The 25,098-nt window shown below is 62.6% G+C and carries 23 protein-coding genes, 1 tRNA gene and 1 pseudogene; 8 read left to right on the top strand and 17 right to left on the bottom strand.

The window, feature by feature from the left end:
- Window positions 1-37 precede the first annotated feature (37 nt).
- The 6 genes and pseudogenes from F8A10_RS05210 to F8A10_RS05185 form a co-directional block, all read right to left on the bottom strand.
- Entirely contained in the window at window positions 38-583 is a 546-nt protein-coding gene (locus F8A10_RS05210) for a GNAT family N-acetyltransferase (protein WP_010396709.1), read from the bottom strand.
- Window positions 584-693: 110 nt separating this feature from the next.
- Window positions 694-966, bottom strand: coding sequence for a 50S ribosomal protein L27 (rpmA, locus tag F8A10_RS05205; RefSeq protein WP_152366845.1), 273 nt, complete (start codon window positions 964-966; stop codon window positions 694-696).
- 28 nt (window positions 967-994) lie between these two features.
- Window positions 995-1,408 (bottom strand): annotated as a pseudogene (gene rplU, locus F8A10_RS05200) (50S ribosomal protein L21); the annotation flags it as partial.
- 191 nt (window positions 1,409-1,599) lie between these two features.
- Window positions 1,600-2,661 (bottom strand): CaiB/BaiF CoA transferase family protein, encoded by a 1,062-nt coding sequence (locus tag F8A10_RS05195; protein ID WP_152366844.1) that lies wholly within the window; start codon window positions 2,659-2,661, stop codon window positions 1,600-1,602.
- 45 nt (window positions 2,662-2,706) lie between these two features.
- Window positions 2,707-2,782: transfer RNA gene (locus F8A10_RS05190), tRNA-Val, on the bottom strand.
- Between the two features lie 45 nt (window positions 2,783-2,827).
- Window positions 2,828-3,694: an NAD(P)-dependent oxidoreductase gene (locus F8A10_RS05185; RefSeq protein WP_010396718.1), complete on the bottom strand. Its 867-nt coding sequence runs from the start codon at window positions 3,692-3,694 to the stop codon at window positions 2,828-2,830.
- Between the two features lie 126 nt (window positions 3,695-3,820).
- Here F8A10_RS05185 and F8A10_RS05180 point away from each other — a divergent pair, with 126 nt between their 5' ends.
- Both F8A10_RS05180 and F8A10_RS05175 read left to right on the top strand, forming a co-directional pair.
- Complete coding sequence (locus F8A10_RS05180; protein WP_152366843.1) at window positions 3,821-6,277, top strand: penicillin acylase family protein; 2,457 nt, start codon at window positions 3,821-3,823, stop codon at window positions 6,275-6,277.
- Window positions 6,278-6,338: 61 nt separating this feature from the next.
- A complete protein-coding gene (locus tag F8A10_RS05175) occupies window positions 6,339-7,301 on the top strand; it encodes a nucleoside hydrolase (RefSeq protein WP_085501945.1) in 963 nt (320 codons plus the stop codon).
- A gap of 25 nt (window positions 7,302-7,326) precedes the next feature.
- Here F8A10_RS05175 and F8A10_RS05170 read toward each other — a convergent pair whose 3' ends face one another.
- The 8 genes from F8A10_RS05170 to pyrH all read right to left on the bottom strand — a co-directional run bounded on the left by F8A10_RS05170 (window position 7,327) and on the right by pyrH (window position 15,947).
- Window positions 7,327-8,040, bottom strand: coding sequence for an OmpH family outer membrane protein (locus F8A10_RS05170; RefSeq protein ID WP_010396728.1), 714 nt, complete (start codon window positions 8,038-8,040; stop codon window positions 7,327-7,329).
- Window positions 8,040-10,376, bottom strand: coding sequence for an outer membrane protein assembly factor BamA (gene bamA, locus F8A10_RS05165; protein ID WP_010396730.1), 2,337 nt, complete (start codon window positions 10,374-10,376; stop codon window positions 8,040-8,042). Before bamA ends, F8A10_RS05170 begins: the two co-directional genes overlap by 1 nt.
- A gap of 103 nt (window positions 10,377-10,479) precedes the next feature.
- Window positions 10,480-11,805 carry an RIP metalloprotease RseP gene (gene rseP, locus F8A10_RS05160; protein ID WP_152366842.1) on the bottom strand — a complete coding sequence of 442 codons (1,326 nt, stop codon included), beginning with the start codon at window positions 11,803-11,805 and terminating at the stop codon, window positions 10,480-10,482.
- The gene (gene dxr / locus F8A10_RS05155) at window positions 11,802-12,974 is read right to left on the bottom strand and encodes a 1-deoxy-D-xylulose-5-phosphate reductoisomerase (RefSeq protein WP_152366841.1); all 1,173 of its coding nucleotides are present in this window, start codon (window positions 12,972-12,974) and stop codon (window positions 11,802-11,804) included. The genes rseP and dxr overlap by 4 nt, the downstream gene beginning before the upstream one ends.
- A gap of 3 nt (window positions 12,975-12,977) precedes the next feature.
- Window positions 12,978-13,832: a phosphatidate cytidylyltransferase gene (locus F8A10_RS05150; RefSeq protein WP_152366840.1), complete on the bottom strand. Its 855-nt coding sequence runs from the start codon at window positions 13,830-13,832 to the stop codon at window positions 12,978-12,980.
- Complete coding sequence (gene uppS, locus F8A10_RS05145; RefSeq protein ID WP_010396744.1) at window positions 13,829-14,563, bottom strand: polyprenyl diphosphate synthase; 735 nt, start codon at window positions 14,561-14,563, stop codon at window positions 13,829-13,831. Before uppS ends, F8A10_RS05150 begins: the two co-directional genes overlap by 4 nt.
- A gap of 5 nt (window positions 14,564-14,568) precedes the next feature.
- On the bottom strand, window positions 14,569-15,132 hold the full coding sequence (frr, locus tag F8A10_RS05140; protein WP_152366839.1) for a ribosome recycling factor: 564 nt from the start codon (window positions 15,130-15,132) through the stop codon (window positions 14,569-14,571).
- An 80-nt stretch (window positions 15,133-15,212) separates the two neighbouring features.
- On the bottom strand, window positions 15,213-15,947 hold the full coding sequence (gene pyrH, locus F8A10_RS05135) for a UMP kinase (RefSeq protein ID WP_010396746.1): 735 nt from the start codon (window positions 15,945-15,947) through the stop codon (window positions 15,213-15,215).
- Between the two features lie 85 nt (window positions 15,948-16,032).
- On the opposite strand from pyrH, the gene miaA reads away from it, so the two are divergent.
- On the top strand, window positions 16,033-16,929 hold the full coding sequence (gene miaA, locus F8A10_RS05130; RefSeq protein ID WP_152366838.1) for a tRNA (adenosine(37)-N6)-dimethylallyltransferase MiaA: 897 nt from the start codon (window positions 16,033-16,035) through the stop codon (window positions 16,927-16,929).
- A 549-nt stretch (window positions 16,930-17,478) separates the two neighbouring features.
- Here miaA and F8A10_RS21880 read toward each other — a convergent pair.
- From F8A10_RS21880 to F8A10_RS05120, 3 genes are all read right to left on the bottom strand, one after another.
- On the bottom strand, window positions 17,479-17,577 hold the full coding sequence (locus tag F8A10_RS21880) for a lipoprotein (RefSeq protein ID WP_158004474.1): 99 nt from the start codon (window positions 17,575-17,577) through the stop codon (window positions 17,479-17,481).
- An 814-nt stretch (window positions 17,578-18,391) separates the two neighbouring features.
- On the bottom strand, window positions 18,392-19,177 hold the full coding sequence (locus tag F8A10_RS05125) for an RlmE family RNA methyltransferase (RefSeq protein WP_010396751.1): 786 nt from the start codon (window positions 19,175-19,177) through the stop codon (window positions 18,392-18,394).
- Window position 19,178: 1 nt separating this feature from the next.
- Window positions 19,179-20,303 (bottom strand): Ppx/GppA phosphatase family protein, encoded by a 1,125-nt coding sequence (locus tag F8A10_RS05120; protein WP_010396753.1) that lies wholly within the window; start codon window positions 20,301-20,303, stop codon window positions 19,179-19,181.
- A gap of 108 nt (window positions 20,304-20,411) precedes the next feature.
- On the opposite strand from F8A10_RS05120, the gene F8A10_RS21060 reads away from it, so the two are divergent.
- The 5 genes from F8A10_RS21060 to F8A10_RS05100 are packed head-to-tail and all read left to right on the top strand — an operon-like array spanning window position 20,412 to window position 25,098.
- Complete coding sequence (locus F8A10_RS21060; protein ID WP_010396755.1) at window positions 20,412-20,576, top strand: hypothetical protein; 165 nt, start codon at window positions 20,412-20,414, stop codon at window positions 20,574-20,576.
- Window positions 20,576-21,757, top strand: a complete 1,182-nt coding sequence (locus F8A10_RS05115; RefSeq protein ID WP_085501950.1) for a vWA domain-containing protein — start codon at window positions 20,576-20,578, stop codon at window positions 21,755-21,757. The genes F8A10_RS21060 and F8A10_RS05115 overlap by 1 nt, the downstream gene beginning before the upstream one ends.
- 27 nt (window positions 21,758-21,784) lie before the next feature.
- Window positions 21,785-22,471 carry a M48 family metallopeptidase gene (locus F8A10_RS05110; protein ID WP_010396760.1) on the top strand — a complete coding sequence of 229 codons (687 nt, stop codon included), beginning with the start codon at window positions 21,785-21,787 and terminating at the stop codon, window positions 22,469-22,471.
- A gap of 54 nt (window positions 22,472-22,525) precedes the next feature.
- Window positions 22,526-23,725: a hypothetical protein gene (locus F8A10_RS05105; protein WP_085501951.1), complete on the top strand. Its 1,200-nt coding sequence runs from the start codon at window positions 22,526-22,528 to the stop codon at window positions 23,723-23,725.
- Window positions 23,722-25,098 (top strand): cytochrome P450, encoded by a 1,377-nt coding sequence (locus tag F8A10_RS05100; protein ID WP_152366837.1) that lies wholly within the window; start codon window positions 23,722-23,724, stop codon window positions 25,096-25,098. Before F8A10_RS05105 ends, F8A10_RS05100 begins: the two co-directional genes overlap by 4 nt.

Raw genomic sequence — 25,098 nt, 5'->3', positions numbered from 1 at the left:
AAGGCCCCTCCCCTAAAATCAGAAATCGGTGGCCTGCTCAGACCATTTTGCGCAGATAGGTCCAGGTCGGCACCAGCGCATTACGCGCCACCGACCAGCTTTCCGCATCGCCGAGATATTCAAAACCACAGTTGGTCAGTACCCGGGCCGAGCCGGGGTTGTCCTGAAACGCCTCGGCAAAGAGCGTGCGCGAACGATGCGGATTAGCCTCAACCAGAGCCGAGACCGCCTCGGTCGCAAAGCCGGTGTTCCAAAAACCAGCACCGATCCAGAAGCCAAGCTCGGATTGCTCTTGATCAATGCGGGTCAGTGAAACCACGCCAAGGACTTCGGCAAGCTTATTTGCCGAACCGTCGATAGCCCAGACATCCTCGTCCCGGTCATCCGACATGGCACGGCGGACATAGGATTCAGAGGCACCGGGCGGCAAGGGGTGCGGGATGGAACGGGTTCCCCCGGCTACGCGTCGGTCGGCGGTATAATGCGCGATGAGCCCCGCATCCGAGGCCCGAAGCGGCCGCAGGACAAAGCGCTCGGTCACGATCTCGATCTGCCGCGCATCCGAGGAAATCAACTCATTCATGTCACTGTTCTCCCCCTAATTACTTGCACTGATATGGGTACGAACCCCGAAAAAGCGAAGGGGACCGGCATCGGCCGATCCCCTTTTAGCATGCAAGTGTTAAACTTGGCTTACTCGGCGGCCTCTACGTTGGCAGGAAGCACGGAAATGTAAGTGCGGCCCTTGAGGCCCTTCTTGAAGGTTACCTGGCCGTCGGTCAGGGCGAACAGAGTATGGTCGCGGCCCATGCCGACATTCTGGCCCGGCCACCAGGTGGTGCCACGCTGACGCACGATGATGTTACCGGCAACGGCCCGCTGACCGCCATAAAGTTTCACACCGAGACGACGGCCAGCCGAATCGCGGCCGTTGCGGGACGAACCGCCTGCTTTTTTATGTGCCATGGTTCAGTCTCCTTTTGCCTCAGTTAGCGTCTTCGGCCGAAGCTACGGCTTCCGACTTCTTGGCTTTCGCCGGTTTGGCAGCGGCTTCCAGTTTGGTGCGTGCGCCGACGGCCGGCTTGACGTTGGTCTTGTCGCCGCCTTTTTCAAGCAGCTCGGTGATGCGGACCAGCGTCAGCTGCTGGCGATGGCCACGGGTGCGCTGCGAGGAATGTTTCCGGCGGCGCTTGACATAGGTGATGACCTTGTCGGCTTTGATCGTGTCGATGACCTCGGCCTGAACGGCAGCGCCTTTCACCAGCGGCGCACCTACGGTCGCGCCGATCATCAGCACGTCGTTGAATTGGATTTTGTCGCCGGCTTCGGCGTTCAGTTTTTCGACGCGCAGCACATCACCGGCCTGAACCCGGTACTGCTTGCCGCCCGTCTTGAGAACTGCGAACATTCCGTCTTTCCTTGCTCTGCCGCGTCCTTCGGCCCCATATTTCAGGTATTGCCGGGGTTGAACCCCGCCTTCGGACAGCGCACCCTTTGTTCTGGGTGAGATTTTAAAATGCAATACCGGCAACGGACGTAAGCCCGGCCGGTCGCGGGTATATCGCGGATTCGCCCGGCCAAGTCAACAGAAATGGCTGCTCAGCGCCACAGATTACGCGCCTGACCGACTGTCAGCTGCCGGCCCTCGCCCGGTTGTCCCGGATTGCGCGACAAAAGCGGCGCGGGACGCGGATCGTTGCCGATATGAACCCCGCGCGCGCGGTTGTGCGGATGATGCGGAGCCTCATCCATCGTCAGGACGGGTGCTGCGCAGGCATCTGTTCCCTCAAGCTCGGCTGCCCAGTCATCACGGCTGCGGGAGGCGATGCGTGCCGCCAGTATCTCGCGCAGCGCCACCCAATTTGCAGGATCAGCGCGGTCTGGCAGATCAACCCCGGCCAGACCCAGGCGCCGGATCAGCTCGGCCCAGAACTGTGGCTCTATGGCGCCAACGGCCAGAAAACCACCGCAGGCGCAACGATAGCAGGTGTAGTAAGGCGCGCCACCGTCCAAAAGATTCGCCTGCCGTTCGACCTGCCAAAGACCGTTTACCCTTAGCCCGGTGATCATCGCCATCAGATGCGCGACGCCATCGGTGATCGCGGCATCGACGACCTGCCCCTTGCCCGTCTCACGCGCGGCAAGAATCGCGGCCAGCATACCGGCCACCAGATACATTGAGCCCGCAGCAAAATCCCCGATCAGGTTCAGCGGCGGGACCGGATGGTTCCTGGGCCCGATAGCAGCAAGCGCGCCGGTGATCGCCAGATAGGTCAGGTCGTGACCAGCGGTGTGTGCCAGCGGCCCGCTTTGCCCCCAACCGGTCATGCGGCCATAGACAAGGCGTGGGTTTGCAGAGAAATCCTCTGGCCCCAGGCCCAGCCGCTCCATGACGCCGGGGCGCATGCCCTCGATCACAGCATCGGCGCGCAGAATCAGATCGCGCGCCAGATCTCGGCCTTGGGCGGATTTCAGGTCCAGCTCCAGCCAGTCGCGCCCGCGGTCTAGGACGTCCCGGCTTAGCGGAAAAATCTGCGGCGAACCGGGCCGCGCGATCCGCACGACCTGCGCGCCATGGTCGGCAAACCACATTGCGGCAAAGGGAGTCGGACCGATGCCCGCGATTTCGACAATACGCAGGCTGGACAGCGCACCGGTCATGCCGATACCTCATCGCAGAGGCAAGGCATTGAATACAAAGGGGAATGGTGGGCGGTGAGGGACTCGAACCCCCGACATTCTCGGTGTAAACGAGACGCTCTACCAACTGAGCTAACCGCCCCCGCGCAGGCTGATAGCGCGTTCACGCCGCCCTTGGCAAGCCGCATCATTTACGCAGCCGCGCAATCAGCGAAGAAGTGTCCCAGCGCCCGCCGCCCATGTTCTGCACTTCCTTGTAGAACTGGTCGACCAGAGCTGTCACCGGCAGGGTCGCGCCGGTCTCATCGGCAGTGGCAAGACAGATGCCCAGATCCTTGCGCATCCAGTCCACAGCAAATCCAAAGTCAAAGCGGTTCTCGGCCATGGTCTGATACCGGTTCTGCATCTGCCAGCTGCCCGCAGCACCCTGACTGATCACCTCGACCACCCCGGGGATCGACAGCCCGGCCTTTTCAGCAAAATGCAGCGATTCCGACAGCGCCTGCACCAGCCCTGCGATGGCGATCTGGTTGCACATTTTGGTGAGCTGGCCCGCGCCCGAGGGGCCCATAAGCTTACAGATCTTGGCATAGGCGGCAATCACCGGCTCGGCCCGGCCATAGTCATCCTCGCTACCGCCGCACATGACCGAAAGCTGGCCGTTCTCGGCCCCGGCCTGACCGCCCGAAACCGGAGCATCGACGAAGCCCAGCCCCGCCTCAGCGGCATGGGCCGCAAGCTCACGCGTGACCGCCGCCGAAACCGTCGTGTGATCGACAAAGATCGCACCCTTGCTCATACCTGCAAAGGCCCCGGCTTCGCCAAGACAAACCTGACGCAGGTCGTCGTCATTCCCGACGCAGGCCATGACGAATTCAGCCCCTTCGGCAGCTTCTTTGGCCGAGACAGCGCGGCTGCCCTTGTGGCGCGCGACCCAGGCCTCGGCCTTGGCGGGGCTGCGGTTCCAGACCGTCACATCATGGCCCGCCGCTGCAAGATGCCCGGCCATGGGAAAGCCCATCACCCCCAACCCCAGAAACGCCACCTTTGCCATCAATTTTCTCCCTCGCATCGAAAGGCGCGTTGATCCGGCCCGCGCCCTGCCCTATTCACCCCGATGAATTTCATCACCCGGCGCGGGGGTCAACCTCTCGCGCCCAAGTTCGGGCTGCGCCTCTTCATGGTGACACTTTTCCGCTGGCTTGTGCGCCTGACCGTCGGGATGATCCTGCTGACGCTCGCCTTCGTGGTGCTGGCCTGGTATTTCGCCATCCGGTCGCTGCCCGACTACGATGGCACCTATGTCGTGCAGGGTATCTCGGCCCCGGTCGAAATCGTGCGCACGACCGAGGACGTGCCGCATATCTTTGGCAAAAGCGACCGCGACGTCTTTTTTGCTCTTGGGCTTGCCCATGCTCAGGACCGGCTGTTCCAGATGACCGTGCTGCGCCGCGCCGCCCAAGGCAGGCTGGCCGAGATCTATGGTATGGGCGCCCTGCCCGCTGACGATCTGGCACGCCGGCTCGGGATCTATCGCAATGCCCGCGCCTCGCTTCAGGCTCAGGACCCCGAGGTGATCGAAGTCCTGCGCGCCTATTCCGACGGCGTGAATGCCTGGATCCAGCAGATCAATCTTGGCGCACGTGGTCGCGGAGCACCCGAATTCTTTTTGTTCCCCGACGATATCGCCTATTGGGAGCCCGCAGATTCGCTGGCGATCCTCAAGCTGCTCGCGGCGTCTTCGACCGTACAGGTCCGCCGCGAGGTACTGCGTGCAAGGCTGTCGCTCGCCGCACCCGAGCGTGGACAGGATATGGTCGCCATGCCGGGCGAGCCGCCCATGCCGGATTATGCCTCGCTTTTCCCCGGCACGCGCTTTACCGCCCCGAAACGCGGGACCGATACGCCGGACTGGACGACGGCGCTTGCAGGCTATCTGTCGCCCTCGCTCGGGGCATCGGCCAATGGGTTTGCAGCGGCAGCACGGCGCACGGCGGCCGGGGGGGCGCTGCTTGCCAATGATCCTCAGTTTCCGCTGACCGCACCGGGGCTTTGGTACCTGGCGCGGCTTGAGCTTGGTTCAGGCGGGGTGATCGGTGGCACCATCCCCGGCATTCCGGCTGTTCTTTCCGGGCGTAACACCCGCCTCGCATGGGGGGTTACCCCGGCACAGATCGACGATCAGGACATCTTTATCGAAGAGGTTCAGCCCGGCGATCCCAACCGTTATCGGGGCCCACAGGGCTGGACCGCATTTTCGACCCGCCGCGAGATCCTGCGTGTCCGCGGCGCCGAGCCGCAAACCATCACCATGCGCGAGACCGAGAATGGGCCGGTAATCCCCGCCTCGCATCTTGGCATCGGAACCATCCTGCCGCCCGGCCACGTCGCAGTCCTGTCCTGGACCGGAGCCTTTGGCGAAGATCGCAGCATGACCGCGCTGATCGGGCTGATGCAGGCGCAGGACCGGCAGGCAGCCGCAACCACTTTGCGCAATATGGTAGCTCCGGCGCTGACCGTTACGCTTGCCGATGGTAATGGTGTGGGGCAAGTCCTTGTCGGCGCCGTGCCGCAGCGCCCCTCGGTTCATCAGACGGGGGGGCGGATGCCCGCACCCGGCTGGATTGTTCAGAACCGGTGGCAGGGCATTGCGCCTGCCCCTGCAGAGCTGACCGATCTTGCCCCCGAAAGCGGCATCGTTGCTGCCACGGGTGCGGCACTGCCAGGCATGACGGGCCTGGGCTATGACTGGGCCGACCGTTTCCGGCTGGACCGGCTGCGTCTTCTTATCAACTCGCGCGAGGTGCATTCCCGCGACAGTTTCATCGCCGCCCAGAACGATATCGTCAGTCCGGTTGCCCGCGCGCTTTTACCGCTGGTGGGCGCCGAGCTGTGGTTCACCGAAGAGCCCGCAGCCCAGGGCACGCCCGAACGGCTGCGTCAGGACGCCCTCGCCCTTCTTGCAAATTGGGACGGCGCGATGAGCGAGCATCTGCCCGAGCCGCTGATCTATGTTGCGTGGATGCGCGCCTTGCAGGACCGGCTGGTCCGGGATGATCTTGGCCCGCTTGCCGACGACCTGAACGAGCTTTTTCCCGAATTCATCGACCGGGTGTTTCGCAATATCGACGGCGCGGCCGTCTGGTGCGATATCCGCCAGTCCGCACCGGTCGAAACCTGCACGCAAATCGCCCGGCAGGCGCTTGACGCAGCCCTGCTGGATCTGGTCGCCCGTTTCGGCCCGGATCTGGCAAGCTGGCGCTGGGGGGACCTGCACCGCGCCCGCCACGTTCATCCGGCGCTGGGGGATATGCGTGGCATTTCCTATATCGTGAACCTGATCCAGCCGACCTCGGGCGGAGAGGCGACGATTGCGCAGGCGGGCTTTCTTGGCACCGGCCGCAACCCCTGGCTGAACGTGACCGGCGCGACTTATCGCGGCGTATATGACCTTGCCGACCCGGACAGCTCGGTCTTTATCATCTCAACCGGGCAGTCGGGGCACCCCTTCTCGCGCCATTATGACGACATGGCCGAGCTGTGGCGACGCGGTGAATATGTGGTCATGTCGCTGGACCCTGCCCTTGCCAGGGCGGCGGCGGCGGGCATCACCCATCTGCAGCCGGCAGGGGACTAGGGGCTTGCATCCTGCGCCCGGCCGGGCTTCCCTGCCGGGGAAACGATCAAAAGGGGTAATCATGGCGCGCAAGATCATCATCGACACCGATCCCGGACAGGACGACGCCGTCGCCATCCTGCTGGCCTTGGCCAGTCCCGAGCTTGAGGTTCTGGGTCTCAGCGTCGTCGCAGGCAACGTCCCGTTGCATCATACCGAGCGGAATGCACGTATGCTCTGCGAACTTGCAGGCCGGCCGGATCTGCCAGTCTATGCCGGCTGCGACGCGCCTTTGCAGCGCAAGCTGGTCACGGCCGAACATGTCCATGGCAAGACCGGTCTTGACGGCGTTACCCTGCCCGAGCCGACCATGCCGCTTGCCCCCGGCCATGCTGTCGATTTCCTGATCGAGACCCTGCGCCGCGAAGAGCCGGGCACCGTCACGCTGGTTCCGATCGGTCCCCTGACGAATATCGCCGCCGCTTTCCAGCGCGCGCCCGATATCATCCCGCGCGTGCAGGAAATCGTGCTGATGGGCGGCGCCTATTTTGAGGTCGGCAACGTCACTCCCACCGCCGAATTCAACATCTATGTCGACCCCGAGGCCGCCAAGATCGTGTTCGCCAGCGGTGCGCCCCTGACGGTCATGCCGCTTGACGTCACCCATCGCGTGCTGACCAGCCGCCCTTGGGTGGAAACCATGCGCGCAATGGGCCGCGTCGGTCAGGCGGTCGCCAGCTGGACCGACTTCTTTGAACGGTTCGACCGTGAAAAATACGGCAGCGAAGGCGCACCGCTGCACGATCCCTGTACCATCGCATGGCTGCTGAAACCCGATCTGTTCAGCGGCCGCTTCATCAATGTCGAGATCGAGACGCAGGGTGAGTTCACCCAAGGCATGACCGTCGCCGACTGGTGGCGGGTCAGCGGTCGTACGCCAAACGCAACCTTCATCCGAGACGTGCAGTCCGATGCCTTCTTTGCACTGCTGACCGAACGGATCGGCAATCTCGACCGTCAGGTCGGCCAGGCCCGCTCTTTTTGATCCGGCTGCCTGGGGCGGCCGGAAATTACTGCCCCGATTGCTCGGCAGCCGGCTCGGTCGGCTGATCGGGCTGAGCATTGGTTGTCGACGCAGCGGGCGCAGCATCGGGTTTCTCTTCCGCATCAGGCTGGACAGGACCAGCGCCGATCTCACGGTCTATCCGAGCGATAAGGTCGTCGGTCACGTCGATGGATTGCGAAGCGACAAAGATTGCGCGGTGCTCCAGAACCACCACCGCACCCCTTTCGCGCATCAGCGACGCAAGGATCGGCAGCGCAGTGTCCAAGAAAGCTCGCCGCTCTTCTTCGGCCTCAATCTGCAACGCGCGCACTTCGGTATCCCGTTCGCGGCGAACCTCAACAACACGCTTATCGAACTCATCAGCGCGCTTGCGAAACTCATCAGGCGGCAGCGTCCGGCGCAAAGCGGTCAGCTCTTGCTCTTCCGAGGCGAATTGCTCGGCCAGCCGATCATTCTCGGCCGCAATTTCGCGTCGGCGCTGTTCGATCTCTTCCTGCACGCGCTGTCCCCATTGCGAGCGCGCGTATAGCATGTCCTGATCAATGGTCAGGACTGGCAGCACAGCCTGACCATTCGGCAGCGGAGCTTCGACGACGATCGGCATCACCGGCCGCTCGGTTCCATCGTTCATCGTCGGCAGGGGCTGGGCCAGCGCGGCAGAGCCCACCGCCAGAACGGCGGTGGCAACCGATGCCGCGATGCCCTGTTTGTCCACCATCAGAACTTGGTCGAAATGGTCAGGTCAAAGGACTGTTCTTCGTCATAGTCCTCTTTCTTCAGCGCCTTGGCAAAGTTAAAGCGCAGCGGACCAATAGGCGTCGTCCAGAAGATCGAGGCCCCGACCGAAGCGCGGATCTTCATGCTGTCATCCACCTCGGTTTCATTCGCACCGATACGGTTGTCGAGCCCCCAGACCGAGCCGGCATCGGCGAAAAGACCGCCGGTGATGCCGTATTCTTCGGGCAGACCCAGCGGGAATTGCAGTTCGGTGCGCAGCGCCCAGAAATAGTTGCCCCCCAGCGCGTCCTGGTTCGGCGCCTCAAGGTCGCGCGGACCAAAGCCGTTCGGCTCAAACCCGCGGATCTTGCTGTTCCCGGTAAAGCGGCTCATGAACCGGCTGTTCTGATCGTCCAGCATATGGACGGCCCCCGCCTCGAACTCGGCCAGCATGGTCACGCTGGGACGCCAGGCCCGGCTTTCGATCCCGGCATAAAGTGTGCTGGTGACGGATTTCACATCCCCGCCCACACCGGCAAAATCCTGACTGAACCGCAGCCGATAGCTGGTCAGCGGATCAAGACCGGCGATGCGGCTGTCATAGCTGTAGGTATAACCAAGCGCCGAGGTGAAGAAGCCGCCCTGCTCGCTGAAGAGAATGGGCGATGAGCCGACGACCTCGCCGCTTTCGGGATCGACATGAGGCGGTTCAACGTCGAACAGCGTATCCTTGCTAAGCTTGTAACGCAGCTCAAGCCTGCCGTTTTCCGAAATCGGGAACTCGATCCCCGTCAGCAGACCGACGGTCCGGGTATTATAGTCCGAATTCAGCCGGTCAGTGGTGTTGTACCACAGCTGGGCCCGCGCCTTAAGGTTGCGGCCAAGGAAATACGGCTCGACAAAGGTCAGGCCCGAGCTTTTCGTCCCCGAGCCGGTCGCAAATGACAGATCGACCTGCTGACCACGGCCAAGGAAGTTCTTTTCGGACAGCGAAGCGTTGAAGCCAACGCCCGAATTCACGCCGTAGCTGACACCAAAGTTCAGACTGCCGGTCGGCTGTTCTTCTACGTTCACGTCAACGACGACCTGTTCGGGCGACGAGCCGGGACGGCTTTCGGCCTGAACGTCCGAGAAATAGCCAAGCGCGCGCAGCCGTTCAGCCGAGTTGCGGATCTCACGCGGGTTAAAGGGGTCGCCTTCGACCGTAGAGAACTGACGGCGGATCACCTCGTCCAGCGTGGTGGTGTTACCCTCGATGTCGATACGCTCGACAAAGACGCGCGGGCCGCGTGTCAGGGCAAAGGTCAGGTCCAGCGTCTGGTTGCGCTCATTGCGGGTGACGCGCGGCTCGATGCTGACAAAGTTCAGCCCCTTGCGCAGCGCCAGCGCCTCCATGCGGCGAATCGTGGTTTCGATGATCGTGGGGTTATAGACCTCGCCCCGACGAACACGGTTCTGCTGCTGGAACTCGGCCGCATCCACGCCGGGGACTTCGCTGATCGTGGTGATATTGCCAAAAGTATAACGCGGGCCCTCATAGATCTGGAAGGTGATGTAGAAGGCATCCCGTTCGCGTGCGAGTTCGGGTGCAACGGCCTGAACGCGGAAATCGGCATAGCCGCGCGAGCGGTAAAAGTCGGTCAGCAGCTTTTCATCGACCGGCACACGGTCGGGGGCAAAGGTGTCGCGGCGGATAAAGGTGCGCAACATGCCCGCCTGCTTGGTTTGCAGAACGTTGCGCAGCCGGCGGTCCGAGAATGCGCGGTTGCCGACAAAGCCGATACGCTCGATCTCGGTCACATCGCCTTCGCGGATCTCAAAGACCAGATCGACGCGATTGCCGCTGCGGCGGATGATGCGCGGATCGACCCGGGCGGCCAGACGCCCCTGCGAGGCATAGACTTGGCTGATCGCGGCAGCGTCTGCCTCGGCCTGGGCTGGCGAATAGACGCGGCGTGACTGCGATTTGACGATCTCGGACAAATTCGCATCCTTGAGACGCTTGTTGCCTTCGAATGCGATTGTGTTGATGGTCGGATATTCGGCGACCCTGACGACCAGCGTCCCGCCCGAGGGCACCAGCTCGACGCTTTCAAACAGGCCCGAGCTCTGCAGCCGTTGGAGAGCGTCGTTCAGGGTCCCGGCGGATACGTCCTGGCCGCGCGGAAGATCCAGATAAGACAGGATCGTCTGTGGCTCGATTCGCTGGTTTCCTTCGATGCGCACATTGCTGAAGACATAGGCTGCGGCTGGGGTTGCCGCCATTCCTACCGGCACAGCCACCGCCAGCGCCGAGATCAGCGCCAGCGCGCCCTTGCCGAGTTTCCTGTCCGTCATCGCCGCCCCTCGCGAAAAATGCGTTGCCTGGCAGGTTGACCCCACCGGATTTGCCACGATGGATACAGCGAAGCATGCGCTACTGTCAAAAGGTCAGGGCCGATCAGGGGCAGAAAAGATCGTTGGTGAGGCCCAGCACCATCAGCGACAGGACCGCAGCAAGGCCCAGAGCGGACAGAATGTCCATCACCCGGTCCGACGGCCGCCGCCTTGTGACCGCCTCATAAAGATAGAACATCAGATGCCCGCCATCGAGCATCGGGACCGGCATCAGGTTCAGAAAACCGATGGCTGCCGACAGCACCGCGATCCACCAGATGAAGTTTCCGCCCCCCGCCGAGGCAGCCTGCGCCGTCGTCTCGGCAATCGAGATCGCGCCACCCAGATTACAGCTGCCGATCTGACCAGTAATCATCGCCCACAGTCCCGAAACCGACGAGGCAATGATATCCCAGGTGCGGCTGACACCGATGCCGGCAGCCTCACCCAGACCAGCGGGTCGGGTCGCGGGATCAAAATAAGTGCCGGCGCCAGTGACGCCGATCAGCCAGCGCCGGGTATAACCATCCTCGGTCGGCAAGTCCTGCTCACGCGCGGCAAGGGTATAGTCCGCAACGCCCGCGCCCTCGCGCCAGACCTTCAGCAGCACCGGACGCCCGCCAGCCTTGGCAACATGTTCGCGCAATTCGTCAAACCGGAATACGGGCGCACCGTCGATCGCCAGAATCACATCGCCCGGTTTCAGCCCCGCCGCCACAGCCGCGCTGCGCGGAGCAACCCCCGCAATCAGCGGCGGCATCGGATCAGGACCTGGTACAGTGATCCGGGTCCCGTCCCGTTCGACCGTCCAGTCATGACTTTCACGCGCCGGCAGCTCTGCAGCCAACCGGCCAAGATCGCGCCAGTCAGAGACGGGCGCACCATCCACTGCAACCACCCGGTCGCCGGTCTGCAATTGCATCTCGACCCCGGGCGGGGTCGGATGCAGGCGGCCGACCCGCACCTCATCGACCGGCAGCCCCTGCCAGATCGCCATTCCAGAAAAAACCAAAACTGCCAGAATAAAGTTAAACACCGGCCCCGCAGCCACAGTGGCAAATCGCGCCCAAAGCGGTGCTCCGGTCAGGCTTTGACGGGTCCGGGCAGGATCAACGGGCACCGATCCGGCGCTCGCAGCGTCAGAATCGCCCAGAAAGCGCACATAGCCACCCAAGGGAATCGCCGCGATCTGCCACAGCGTCCCCCGTTTGTCGCGGCGGGAAACCAGCCTTGGACCGAAACCCAATGAAAAGACCTCGGCCCGGATACCCGAAAGACGCGCGACGATATAATGGCCGTATTCATGCACAGTCACGATGATCGACAGCGCCACGATAAAAGAGGCCGCCGTCCATAGAAAACCGCCCAGCATGTCCAAAAGCACGCTCATGCTGCCCCCTGCCATTGCGCAGCGGCACGGCGCGCGAAACCGTCCCAATGCAGCACTTCTTCCAGGTCGCGCGGGCTTTGGGAAAAGCCGGATTCGCGGGCGGCAAGTGCCAGCGCATGTTCAACCGCCGGAGCCATTTCGGTAAAGCGGATGCGGCCTGCAATGAAATCGTCCAGCGCCTGCTCTTTTGCGGCATTCAGAACCGCCCCCGCCGCGCCGCCCGCCGAAATCGCCTCGCGCGCCAGACGCAAAGCGGGCCAGCGGGCCTCATCAGGCTCGGCAAAAGTCAGGCTGCCGACGGCGGCCAGATCCAACGCAGGCACCGGCAAGGCCGCGCGTGCAGGCCAGTTCAGCGCGTAACCGATTGCATGGCGCATGTCCGGCGCACCCATATGCGCAATCGAACCGCCGTCGCGATGCGTCACCATGGCATGCACGATGGATTGCGGATGCACGAGCACGCGCAAGCGATCAATGCCCAGCCCAAAGAATTCATGAGCTTCAATGACTTCCAGCGCCTTATTGAACATACTTGCGCTGTCGATAGTGATGCGCTGGCCCATTGACCAATTCGGATGGCAACTCGCCTCGGCCACGGTTGCCTGCGCCAGACGCTCAAACGGCCAGTCCCGGAACGCCCCGCCCGAGGCAGTGATCGTCACATGCCTGACAGTTTCAAGGTTTTCTCCCTGAAGCACCTGAAAAATCGCGGAATGTTCAGAATCAACAGGCAGGATCTGCGCGCGCCTGTCCTGTGCCCGCGCCATCACAAGCGGACCCGCAGCGACCAGCGTTTCCTTATTCGCCAGCGCAAGGGTGCCGCCCCGGTCCAGCACTGCAAGGCCGGGCGGCAGACCCGCCGCACCCACGATAGCCGAAAGCGTCCAGTCCGCCGGACGAGCGGCAGCCTCGGCCACGGCAGCTGTACCCGCCGCCACCTCGATCCCGCTACCGGCAAGGGCTGAACGCAGCTCATCCAACCGCTCGGGCCACGCGGTCACGGCAATCTCGGCCTTCAGTGTCCGCGCCATCTCGGCCAAACGGGCGATATTGGCGCCGCCGGTCAGGGCAATGGTGCGAAAGCTCTGCGCGCCTCCGGCCCGCATAAGCAGATCGAATGCGCTTTCACCGACCGACCCGGTCGCGCCCAGCACCGATATGCTGCGCATCCTTCAGCCTCCGATCACTGGCAACAGATTGGCAATCAACAGCAAAAGCGCCACGAGCAGGCTGCCCGACATGGCATCGAACCGGTCCATAAAGCCGCCATGGCCCGGGATCAGGTCCGAGCTGTCCTTGACCCCCACACGACGCTTGAGCCAGCTTTCAGCGATATCGCCGAACTGCCCGGCAACCGCAAGCAGCGGCCCAAGAATCACCACCGGCCACGACGCCTGCCCCACGATCATCAGGATCAACGCCAGCACAAAGGCGCCAAGCCAGCCGGCGACGGTACCGCTCCAGGTCTTTTTGGGGCTGATCGCAGGCCAAAAGCGGGGGCCGCCAATGCGGCGGCCGACAAAATAACCCAGCACGTCGGAAAGGACCACGGTTCCGACGATCCATGCCAGTGTCGGCAGACCCATCACCTCGCGGATCACGACCAGTGCATAGCCAGCGCCGAAAATTGCAAGCGTGAACATCAGATAGGCCGGGCGCTCATGCTCATGCGTACCGTGCCAGCCGGCAATCATCGGCACCAGAACAAGTGTCAGCGGCCAGTCACCTGGCAGCACCAGCATCGCAAGCATCACGAGACCCGAAAGGATCCCGATCAGCACCGGATGGCGCGGGCTATGAAACTCGGGGTGACGCCAGCCGGTCAGGCGGGCAAGTTCCCACATCATCAGCCCGACTACCAAAGCCGCACCGAAACGAATCCAGATCCCGGTCGAGATCAGCAGCACCAGTCCCACAACCGCCAGCGCCGCGCCCGAAAGCACGCGTGGCCAGAGATCGGCCCATTTGTCGCGGCCGCGCCTCAGGGCGCCACGCAAACGGCTCGGTTGTGGATCGCCGCTGTTCATGCCCCGCCAAAGCGCCGCTCGCGCATCCCGTAGCGATCCAGTATCTCGGCCAGATGTGCGGGGGTGAAATCCGGCCAAAGCGTCGAAGTGAATTCATATTCCGAATAGGCCGCCTGAAAAGGCAGGAAGTTCGAGGTCCGGGTCTCACCACTGGTGCGAATCACCAGATCCGGATCGGGATGACCGGCAGTATCCAGACAATCGGCAAAGTCGGCCTCGGTCGGATTCGAGACCTCACCCCGGGCGATACGCTCGGCCAGACGTGCCGACGCGCGGGTCAGTTCGTCCCGGCCACCGTAATTGATCGCAACCGTCAGATTCAAACGGGTATTGACGGCGGTGCGCGCCTCGATCCCCGCCATCAGACGCTGCAGTTTGGGCTCAAGCCGTTCACGCCCGCCAATAAAGCGCATACGCACACCCTCTGCGGACAGCGCATCAGCCTCACGCTCAATATAGCGGGCGAAAATGCCCATCAGGCCCAACACCTCTTCGGTCGAGCGCTTCCAGTTTTCGGTCGAAAAAGCATAGACCGTCAGCCAGTTGACTCCGAGATCGGGACAGGCGCGGACGATCTGTTTGACGCGCTCGGCCCCGCGCCGATGCCCGACCAGACGCGGCCAGCCCCGGTTCTTGGCCCAGCGACCATTGCCGTCCATGATGATGGCGACATGACGGGGCCGCTGTCCCTGCCCTGAGGGCTTTGCAAGGCTGGCTGCGCTCTCGGCCATATGCGTCAGACCTGCATGATTTCGGCCTGTTTGGCCTCAAGCGCCTGATCCACGGCCGCAATCATCTTGTCGGTCAGCTCTTGCACGGCGGTTTCCCAGAACTTCTGGTCATCCTCGGACATGCCCGAAGCTTTGGCCTTTTTGATCTGATCCATCCCGTCGCGGCGCACGTTGCGGATGGCAACACGGGCGTTTTCGGCATATTGCGCGGCCACGCGTGTCAGTTCCCGGCGGCGTTCCTCGTTAAGTTCGGGGATCGGCAGCATGATGACGGTGCCGTTGAGCTGGGGGTTAATGCCCAGACCCGATTCGCGGATAGCCTTTTCAGCTTTGCCGACCAGGGCCTTGTCCCAGATATTGATGGTCACCAGCCGCGGTTCGGGCACGTTCACCGTACCGATCTGGTTGATCGGTGTGAGTGAGCCATAGGCATCCACCATGATCGGTTCGACCATGGTGGCCGAAGCACGGCCAGTGCGCAGCGAGGAAAATTCATGGCGCAGGGACTCCATCGCGCCTTTCATGCGGCGTTCCAGGTCGTCGGTGTCGATCTCTATGTCGTCGGACATGCTCGGTCATGGCCTCTGTGTTGTGGTTTTCGCAGCTTTTAACCGAGCGACGCCCACATAGCAAAGCCTATGCAGCAATTTCAGCCGTGAACGCGCGTATAGGTGCCGCTGCCCGCCAGAATTCCGCGGAAGCCGCCGGGCTCATCCAGCGAAAAAACAATGATCGGCAAGTCGTTGTCCCGCGCCAGTGCAATGGCCGAGGCATCCATGACCCCCAGATGCTTTTGCAGGACTTCGTCATAAGTGACGTTATCATAGCGCTGAGCATCGGCGAATTTCTGCGGGTCCTTGTCATAGACGCCGTCAACCTTGGTGCCTTTGAAAATCGCCTCGCAGTTCATCTCATTGGCGCGCAAAGTCGCTGCGGTATCGGTGGTGAAATACGGGTTGCCCGTACCAGCGGCGAAAATGCAGACCCGTTTTTTCTCAAGATGGCGGATGGCGCGGCGACGGATATAGGGCTCGCAGACCTCGTCCATACGGATGGCCGAGATGACGCGGGTATGGATGCGCAGAGCCTCCATCGCGGCTTGCATCGCCAGCGCGTTCATCACCGTGGCAAGCATGCCCATATAGTCAGCGGTCGCGCGCTCCATTCCCTGTGCACTGCCTTGCAGTCCGCGGAAGATATTGCCGCCACCGATGACCATGCAGATCTCGACGCCCATGTCGTGGACGGATTTGACCTCTTGCGCGATGCGGGCGACAGTCGGTGGGTGCAGACCGTAGCCTTGATCACCCATCAGCGCCTCCCCCGAAATTTTCAGCATGACGCGCGAGTATTTTCCGGGAGTCTTGGACGCGCTATCCGACATGGGTTCACCTTTTCGCGGCTGTTTCATCAGCGCGCAAAATGTCGCAAACAGGGCCCATGTTCAACCGCCGCCTTCCAAAGTCGCTATGACTGAGCGTCATCCCATCCTGAATGAGCTCGATCCCGGGCGTCATGTGCTGATCGCAGGCCCTACCGCCAGCGGCAAATCCGCGCTCGCACTGACAATTGCAGAACAGCAGGGCGGCATCGTCGTCAATGCCGATGCGCTGCAGGTCTGGTCATGCTGGAACCTGCTGACCGCCCGCCCCTCGCCCGAGGACGAGGCCCGCGCGCGCCATGTGCTTTACGGTCACATAACCCCTGATCGCGCCTATTCGGTCGGAGAATGGCTGGCCGAGGTCGCAGAGCTGATCAAAGCCCGTCAGACCCGGCTGATCATCGTCGGGGGTACCGGACTTTATCTCAGCACACTGACCCGGGGTCTGGCCGCGATTCCCCCGACCCCGCCCCGGATCCGCGCTCAGGCCGACCAGATCCTGCGCGAACCAGGCGGGCTGGCGCAGTTGGTCAGTGAGCTTGATCCGGCGACCCGCGCCCGGATCGACCTGCAAAACCCGGTGCGGGTCCAGCGCGCATGGGAGGTCTTGCAGGCGACAGGTCGCGGCATTGCCTTGTGGCAGGCCGAGACGCCACCGCCGCTGATCTCGCCCGAGGCAGCGCATCTTTTGGTCCTGCAGGCAGACCGCGACCGGCTGGCCGAACGTATTGCCCGACGCTTTCATCAGATGATCGCGCAAGGTGTGCTTAATGAGGTCCGTACGGTCCTGCCCGACTGGAATCCCGGCGCGCTCTGGGCCAAAGCCATCGGCGCGCCCGAGCTTGTCGCCCACCTGCAAGGCCAGCTCAGCCTCGAAGAGGCAACTCGGCTCGCCATTATCGCCACCCGTCAATATGCCAAGTCGCAGCGCAGCTTTTTCCGGGGACGGATGCGGGACTGGCGCCGGATCGAAAGCAATATCTGAGCAGCGCCATTTCAACCTTTGCGATATTTATTAACCTTTTCGCAACTTTTCAGAAATATCGTTTGCACAACGACACGCGTGACAGAAACGGGATCTCTGGATGAAATTGTTGCAGGTTGCTCATGGCAAGCCAGCTTGGCGTTTCACTGAACCGCACGATCCGGTCGTGGCAAGGCTGCACGCCGCCGGCATCAACCTAGGAACGATCATGGACCCGGGGGAGTACGACCCGCGCCTCCCTCCGCTCGCCGGGCAGCCACCTGACCCCCAGTCACGGTAGGACCGACCGCCACCACCGAACCATCCGCACACGCCGGATCACGCCTCAGGCGGGTGGGCTTGGCGAACCGACCCACTCTCTCTGCTGCCCGCATGCGCCAGGGATAGCTTGCGCCTTATTCCTCTTGCTGGTCTGCATTGGGGCGGCCCGACACGGGTACACAGCGCGCCGCCTAATCCAAGTATGCGTGGCGACTATCGTACGTTGCACCCGATCAGGGGGCTCGGGACCAGGGGCGGCCGCGGGGCCTCCTTATTCCCGGAAACTACTCACTGAATCATGCACCAACTGTACCACCTGCTGCAGCCATGGCTGTTACAGGATGACAGGACGACAGTCGCAAGGACAAGGAGAATAAATTTTTTCATGCCAGCCACTTAACCGTCATACTGCAGCTTGTCCAGCCTGCCTCACCGGCGGGCTTTGATCTTTCCGCGCCATGATCGTGTGCTGCTGCCCGGCCGTACCGCCCTCATCCCCACCGACACCGTCTTTACCGCCAGACCGTCAGCCGATGTTGAGGGCACGGCACACCGATTCCACCCGGTTATTGCCGGGACCTCACGCTACCGGCCATTTTCAACTGCTGTATGCTTACACCAGAGCTCTTGACGAAGGCGCTAATTGCTCTGGGCGCGAGCAACGATTCGGGGGATATCACGGCCTCATCTTGGTCGGGACCAATCACTACGACACTATTACGACCCGATGCGAGCCTGACCCATCGCAAAGCCACTATCACCGGGACAGCCAGCGCGCACGTGCCGGCCGAGAAGCATCTCTCCCGCTCAGGGCTGCATCCCGATCAGGCGATATCTGAAATTCCGGGGCAACCAGACTGCGCGCTGACGGAGCTTGGCAGCGGCTGCTTGCGACAAGCGTGGCGTCGAAATCGCTATCCGGCACGGCTATAGCGGGTTGGGATATTTCATCCGCAGCTTGACCGCTGCCATCGGATGCAGGTTCAAAAACTATCGTGAGATGATGCGCCAAAAGCGCGCTGAAGAAACACCGGTCACGGTTTCCAGCGCACCGTCAGCGCAACCGTCAGCGCACAAGATGAGCCAAGCGTGGAAATCAGGCGCCGCCACATACGGTCGTCGCCTCGTTTTCCAAGGAAATGCAGAGAGACCAGTCCACCGTCAGCCTATGCGCTGCCCTCTGGCGATCGCCGCATACGGCTCAGCCCTGATCGCTCAGCGCATCGCCCTCATCCTCGTCATTGGCACGCTCGGTTTCGTCCCGCCCACGGAAACCTTGCGCAACAACAAATTTTTCCGAGGAATCCGAACGGCTTGCAGGCGGCTTTACATTCGCGACCTTGCTGAAATTACGCTTGAGCATGACCTGCATTTCAGCCTCGGCCCCGCCAGCCAGAACTTTGGCGACAAAGGTGCCACCGGGTTCGAGCACGTCAAAAGCCAACTGCGCTGCCGCCTCTACCAGCGCAACGATGCGCAGGTGATCGGTCGCCTTGTGTCCCGATGAGGCAGCCGCCATGTCCGACATCACCACATCGGCCCGACCGCCCAGCCAAGCCTTGACCAGATCGTCCGCGCCATCCGACAGAAAGTCCAGTTGGTGAATCTCGGCGCCCGGAATGGGATCGACCTCTTGCAGATCGACTCCAAGCACCCGGCCCACCTTTTTGCCGGACCGGTCGCCAAGGGCGTTCACCCGTGAAACCGCGACCTGGCACCAGCCTCCGGGCGCACAGCCCAGATCGACCACCCGCGCGCCGGGGACAAGAAAGCCGAACTTGTCGTCAAGCTCGATGATCTTATAGGCAGCGCGGCCACGATAGCCCTCGCGCTTGGCGCGGGCGACATAAGGGTCGTTCAGCTGCCGCTCAAGCCAAAGCGTGCTGGAAAGCTTGCGCCCCTTGGCGGATTTCACCCGCACCCGCAATTCACGCTGCCCGCGGCCCGAGCTTTTGCGCCCTTCCCCCGGTTTTTTGTCCTGTGCCATCTTATGCTACCCCGTTCAAACCATCCGGGGCCAGCACCCCATCCTTGACCATCTGCGCGTATAGCAATCCTTCGCGCAGGCCGCGATCAGCGACCGACAAACGCGTCGTTGGCCAGACCCGCATCAGCGTCTGCAAGATCGCCGCCCCGGACATGATCAGCGCATGCCGCTCGCGCCCGATTCGGGGATCGGCGCGGCGGCCGTCCGGCCCCAGGGACAGATAGTCCCGGATCACCCTGTCGATCTGTGCCGAGGTCATGATCAGCCCATCCACCTTGGTCCGGTCATAGCGACGCAAGCCCAGATGGCTGGCAGCAACCGTAGTGACCGTGCCCGAAGTGCCGATGATCTGGAAACCGTCCTCCATGGTCGAGGCCAGCGAATAGGGCGCGAAATCCGCCAGCATCTCTTCGAAATGCCAGGACATCAGCGCGAAACGACCCTGATCATCCTCGACATCCTCGAACTGGTCACGCAGCGTCGCCACGCCAAGGGGCACGCTGATCCAGTCAACAACCCGCGCGCCCCCAGGCCGCGAGTCCCGAAACCCGTTGCCCAGCTGCATGATCGCACGGGGCCGCTCTTTCGGCTCGACATCCTCAAGGTCGATCCAGACCAGTTCAGTCGAGCCGCCCCCGATATCGACGACCAGCAATTGCTCGGTCCGCAGACAGACAAGCGGCGCGCATGAAATCACCGCAAGCCTCGCCTCTTCCTCGGCATCAATGATCTCGACCGGCAACCCGGTTTCACGCCGGATCATGCGTAGAAAATCGCGGCTGTTGCGGGCCCTTCGACAGGCCTCGGTCGCGACAAGACGCATGCGCGTGACCTTATGCGCCTCAAGCTTGCGCCGGCACACCTGCAAGGCATGAACCGTCCGCGCCATGGATGAGCGCGACAGCCTGCCTGACGCCTCGAGGCCCTGGCCCAGCTGGACCGGCTTCGAGAAGCTGTCAACCACCTGAAACTGACTGCCCGCAGGGCGGGCAATCAGCATCCGGCAGCTGTTCGTGCCAAGATCCAAAGCCGCATAAAGCGGCCCGTCCTCGGCCGGGCGGGTGGCGAAAGGCTCGACCGTTTTTCTCGGGAACGCGTCCGCACCCGCAGGACGCCTGGGCGTCATGGTCACGCCCTCCGATATCAAGTTGAACCAAAAGTAACCTGCCCCCGGCAGGCGTTCAAGGGGGCGTGCCTCTCGACAGTGTCGCTGGCGCGGGCTATGCCCTGATCCATGATCGTGATCGCCGCATTCATTATTGGCGCAGCGATCGGCTGGATGCGCGCCGTGAAAGCCGGTGGCAGCCGCGCCGACAAGCTGCAATATGCCGCCGCCCACGCCCTGGCACTGACCGTGCTGGGTGTGTTCCTGACCGTGCTGATTTCCCGGATGACGTGATGTTTCGGCCCTTTCTCGACAGTCTGCGCAGGCACGGGGTGCCAGCCAGCCTGCGGGAATACCTGGACCTGCTGGCCGGGTTGCAGGCAGGGCTGTCGGACTGGTCGCCCGAAGGATTCTATCACCTTGCCCGCGCCACGCTCATCAAGAACGAGGCGCATATTGACCGATTCGACCGCGCCTTTTCCGAGGCCTTCTCGGGTCTTGAGGAAATCCCGGTCGAGGCGCTGGTGAATGAGGTCTCGATCCCCCATGAATGGCTGGAAAAGCTGGCCGAAAAGCTGCTGACCCCCGAAGAGCGCGCCGCCGTCGAAGGTGCCGGTTCCTTTGAAGAGTTGATGAAGCGCCTGCGCGAACGCCTGGCCGAACAGCGCGAGCGCCATCAAGGCGGTAGTAAATGGATCGGTACCGCCGGAACCTCACCCTTTGGCGCCTATGGCTACAACCCCGAAGGGGTGCGTATCGGCCAGCACGAAAGCCGCCACCGCCGCGCGGTCAAGGTTTGGGATAAGCGCGAGTTTCGCGACTTTGACGATTCGGTCGAGCTTGGCACCCGTAACATCAAGGTGGCGTTGAAACGGCTGCGGCAATGGGCCCGCCACGGCGCCACCGAAGAGCTGGACTTGCCCGGCACCATCCGTGCCAGCGCCGAGCACGGCTATATCGACGTCCAGACCCGGCCCGAGCGTCACAATGCTGTCAAGGTACTGCTGTTTCTGGATGTCGGCGGCTCAATGGATGATCACACGCGGCTTGTCGATGAGCTGTTCTCGGCCGCCCGGGCCGAGTTCAAGCATCTTGAACATTTCTACTTTCACAACTGCATCTATGAGGCACTGTGGAAGGACAATCGCCGGCGCTGGACCGAGACCACCCCGACATGGGAGGTCATCAACCGCTTTGGTCGCGATTATAAGGTGATTTTCGTCGGTGATGCCTCGATGTCGCCCTATGAAATCGCCATCCCAGGCGGCGCGAATGAGCACTGGAACCCCGAATCGGGCGAAGTCTGGCTGAAGCGGCTGCGTGAAACCTGGCCCGATCATGTCTGGCTGAACCCGGTGAAGCGGGCGGATTGGGACTATACCCGCTCGATCACCATGATCCGCGAGATATTTGAGGACCGCATGCAACCCCTGACCCTTGAGGGGCTGACTGAGGCGATGCGCCTTCTTGGCTGATCCGGCAGGGCGCTTCATACTGGTGCCATGCTGAAGTTTCTGCCGATCCTGCTGATTCTGCTGTACGCCCTTGCGATGTGGTTCTTTTCCACATGGCGGCTAAGGGCGATGCTGAACGCCCAGTCCACCCCGCTGACCGATCCCCGGCTGTTGCCTTTGCTTGAGCGGCTTGGGCGGGCGATGGATCTGCCCCGCATTCAGGCCCATGTCTATGAAGTCAGCATCGTCAACGGGTTGGCTGCACCAGACGGGCGCATCTTTCTGACCCGCGGTTTTCTGGACCGACTGGATCGCGGAGAGGTCACCGAGGCAGAGCTTGCCTCGGTCGTCGCGCATGAACTGGGCCATGTCGCCCACGGCCACACCCGGCGACGCATGATTGATTTTGCCGGTCAGAACGTGGTGCGAATGATGCTGGCCGGTATTCTGGGTAGGATCGTGCCCATTATCGGGGTCTGGATCGCCAACCTTGTTACCAGTGCCATCGTCGCCCGCCTGTCGCGCAAAGACGAGTTCGAGGCCGATGCCTTTGCCAGCGCCCTGATGGTCAAGGCTGGCCTCGGCACCGAGCCGCAAAAGAACCTGTTTCGCAAGCTGCGCAGGCTGACCGGGACCGATACTGGCACCGCGCCCGCATGGCTGTTGTCCCATCCGCCGACCGAGGCGCGCATCGCCGCCATAGAAAAACTTGAGGCGCGCTGGGGCGTCAGTTGACTTGCCGCCCGTAGGGAATGGGATATTCTGCGAACACAAGCAAAAGTTTAGTTCATGACCCGACCCTTGCGCCGTCGCGTGCTTTACATCCCGGGCTATGACCCGATCCCGCCCCGCCGCTATCGCGAGCTGTACAAGCGCGAAGGCACGGAACAGGCGCGCATTTCGGGTTATGAGCTTGGTTTCGGCGCACGCCGCGACCGTAAGAATTTTGGCTGGGGCGTCACCGGCCAGTTCGGTGACCAGCGGATCGAAACCGAATTCGAGGTCCTTGTCTGGGCTGATATCGTGCAGGGCTCGATGGGTCAGGGCATCCTGACCACTTATGGCCAGCTTCTCCGCACCGCCTGGGCCTATATCGGCTCGGGCGCGCTATTCAGGCTGATGCGGCTGCGGCGCGGGCCGGTCATCGCCGCGCTTTATCCGGTTGTGGTGCTGCTCGTGCAACTGCTGGTTTCGGTCCTTGCCGGGGTGCTGGTCGGTTGGGGGCTTGGGCACCTGACGACCCTTGGCTGGTGGCTGGGTCTGCCGGTGGCGCTGGCGCTGACCTGGGGCGGCCTGCATCTATGGCGGCGCTTTGATGGCAAGATCTTTGCCTGGTATCTGATGCATGACTATGCGTTTACAGCGCAAAATCAGGGGGCTTACCCCCCGGCACTGGAAAAGCGCATTACCCGGTTCGCCGACCGCATCGCCGAGGTTCTGGCCGATGACTGGGACGAAGTTCTGGTCATCGGCCATAGCTCGGGGGCCTATCTTGGCATCTCGGTTCTGGCGGACCTGATCCGCTCGGGCCGGGTGCCAAAGGGGGGGCCGCAGCTTTCTTATCTGTCGCTTGGCCATGTCGTGCCCATGGCTTCGTTTCTGCCGCGTGCAAACCGGTTACGCGCCGATCTGCGCTATCTTTCGGCACGGGATGAGCTGGACTGGATCGACGTGACCGCTCCGGGCGATGCCTGTTCCTTCGGGCTTTGCGATCCGGTTTCGGTCTCGGGGGTCGAGCCGGCCGACCGCCGCCACCCGCTGATCCTTTCCGCAGCCTTTGCCCAGACCCTGTCGCCGGAAAAGCGGCGCGAGCTGCGCGGTCGCTGGTTCCGGCTGCATTTTCAGTATCTCTGCTCCTTCGACCGGCCCGGAGATTACGACTATTTTGCCATCACCGCGGGGCCGCTGACGCTTGCACAGCGATTTGCCGGGCGCGGGCATTCGCCCGGCCGCATCGCGCGCGCCGTCAATCGCTGGACCAAGACATGATTCCACCAAAACCAAAGGGGCGACAGGGCCGAGGCTCGGTCTGGCGCTTTATCCGGGATTTTCGCCGCGACATCCTGTCCGCGCAATCTGACCGTCTTTATCGCGGATGGATGGCCGAGTTCCGCGGTCCCTTCATCCACAGCTTTACCTGCAACGACCCCGCGCTGATCGACCTGATCCTACGCAAGCGGCCGATGGATTTTCCGAAATCGCCGCGTATGGCCGCTGGTCTGCAACCGCTGCTTGGCAATTCGACCTTCATTTCGAATGGCGAGACATGGCTGCACCAGCGCCGCATCATCGACCCTGCCTTTGAGGGCGGCCGCCTGCGCGAGACATTCCCGGCGATGTGGGACGCGACCCAGGCCGGCGTCGCACGCCTTGCCCCCCTGGCCGACGGGGCAGATATCGACATCGAGCCCCAGACCAGCCATATCGCCGCCGATGTGATCTTTCGCACGCTGTTTTCGATCCCGATCGAAGATCAGATCGCAGCGCAGGTTTTCCAGGCCTTTCGCGAACATCAGGATGCTCAGCCCATGGTCAATCTGGGCGGGCTGATCGCCCTGCCCCGTTGGGCACGGTTCCACAGCCGTCAGGTGCGCGAAACGGCGCGTCGCATCCGTGGCCTGATACGTCAGCTTGTCTCGGCCCGCGCGGAACAGATCGACGCAGGCACTGCCCCGGATGATCTGGCGACCAAGATCATGACCACGCCCGATTCGCAGACCGGCCGCATCTTTTCGCAGGCCGAAATGATCGACGAGGTCGCAACCTTTTTCCTGGCCGGGCATGAAACCAGCGCCTCGGCTCTGGCCTGGGCGCTTTACCTTCTGGCCGAGCACCCGGACTGGCAAGAGCGTCTGGCCGAAGAAGCGCGCCAGAACCTTGCCCCCGATTTCTCTGCCATCCGTAGTCTGCCGCTTGCCCGCGCCGTATTTCGCGAGACGCTGCGGCTTTATCCCCCGGTCGCCATGACAGTGCGCCAATGCCGCCGGCCCGAGTCGCTGCGCGACCGCAAAGCTCCGAAAGGGGCGCAGCTGGTGCTGTCGCCCTGGCACCTGCATCGCCATGAACGGTTGTGGGACGACCCGGACGGTTTCAACCCCGCACGCTGGGAGACCGAGAACGGCAAGACCTGTCTGCGTGACGCCTTTATCCCCTTTTCGGCCGGGCCACGCGCCTGTCCCGGCGCAGGTTTTGCTATGATCGAAGGGCCGTTGATCCTGTCGGCACTGTTACGCGCCTATCGGCTGGAGCCGGGGCAAGAGCGGCCGGTCCCGATCATGCGCCTGACCCTGCGGGGTAAAAACGGCATCCACATCCGCCTGACGCCACGAGAGGCAAAAGAGAGGGCGGCGAAACAGGCCTGA

The sequence above is a fragment of the Paracoccus kondratievae genome (assembly GCF_009301415.1).
In the GTDB taxonomy this organism is placed as follows: domain Bacteria; phylum Pseudomonadota; class Alphaproteobacteria; order Rhodobacterales; family Rhodobacteraceae; genus Paracoccus; species Paracoccus kondratievae.
The sequence above is the reverse complement of the archived record's forward strand: the minus strand, read 5'-3'. Positions and strand labels throughout refer to the sequence as shown.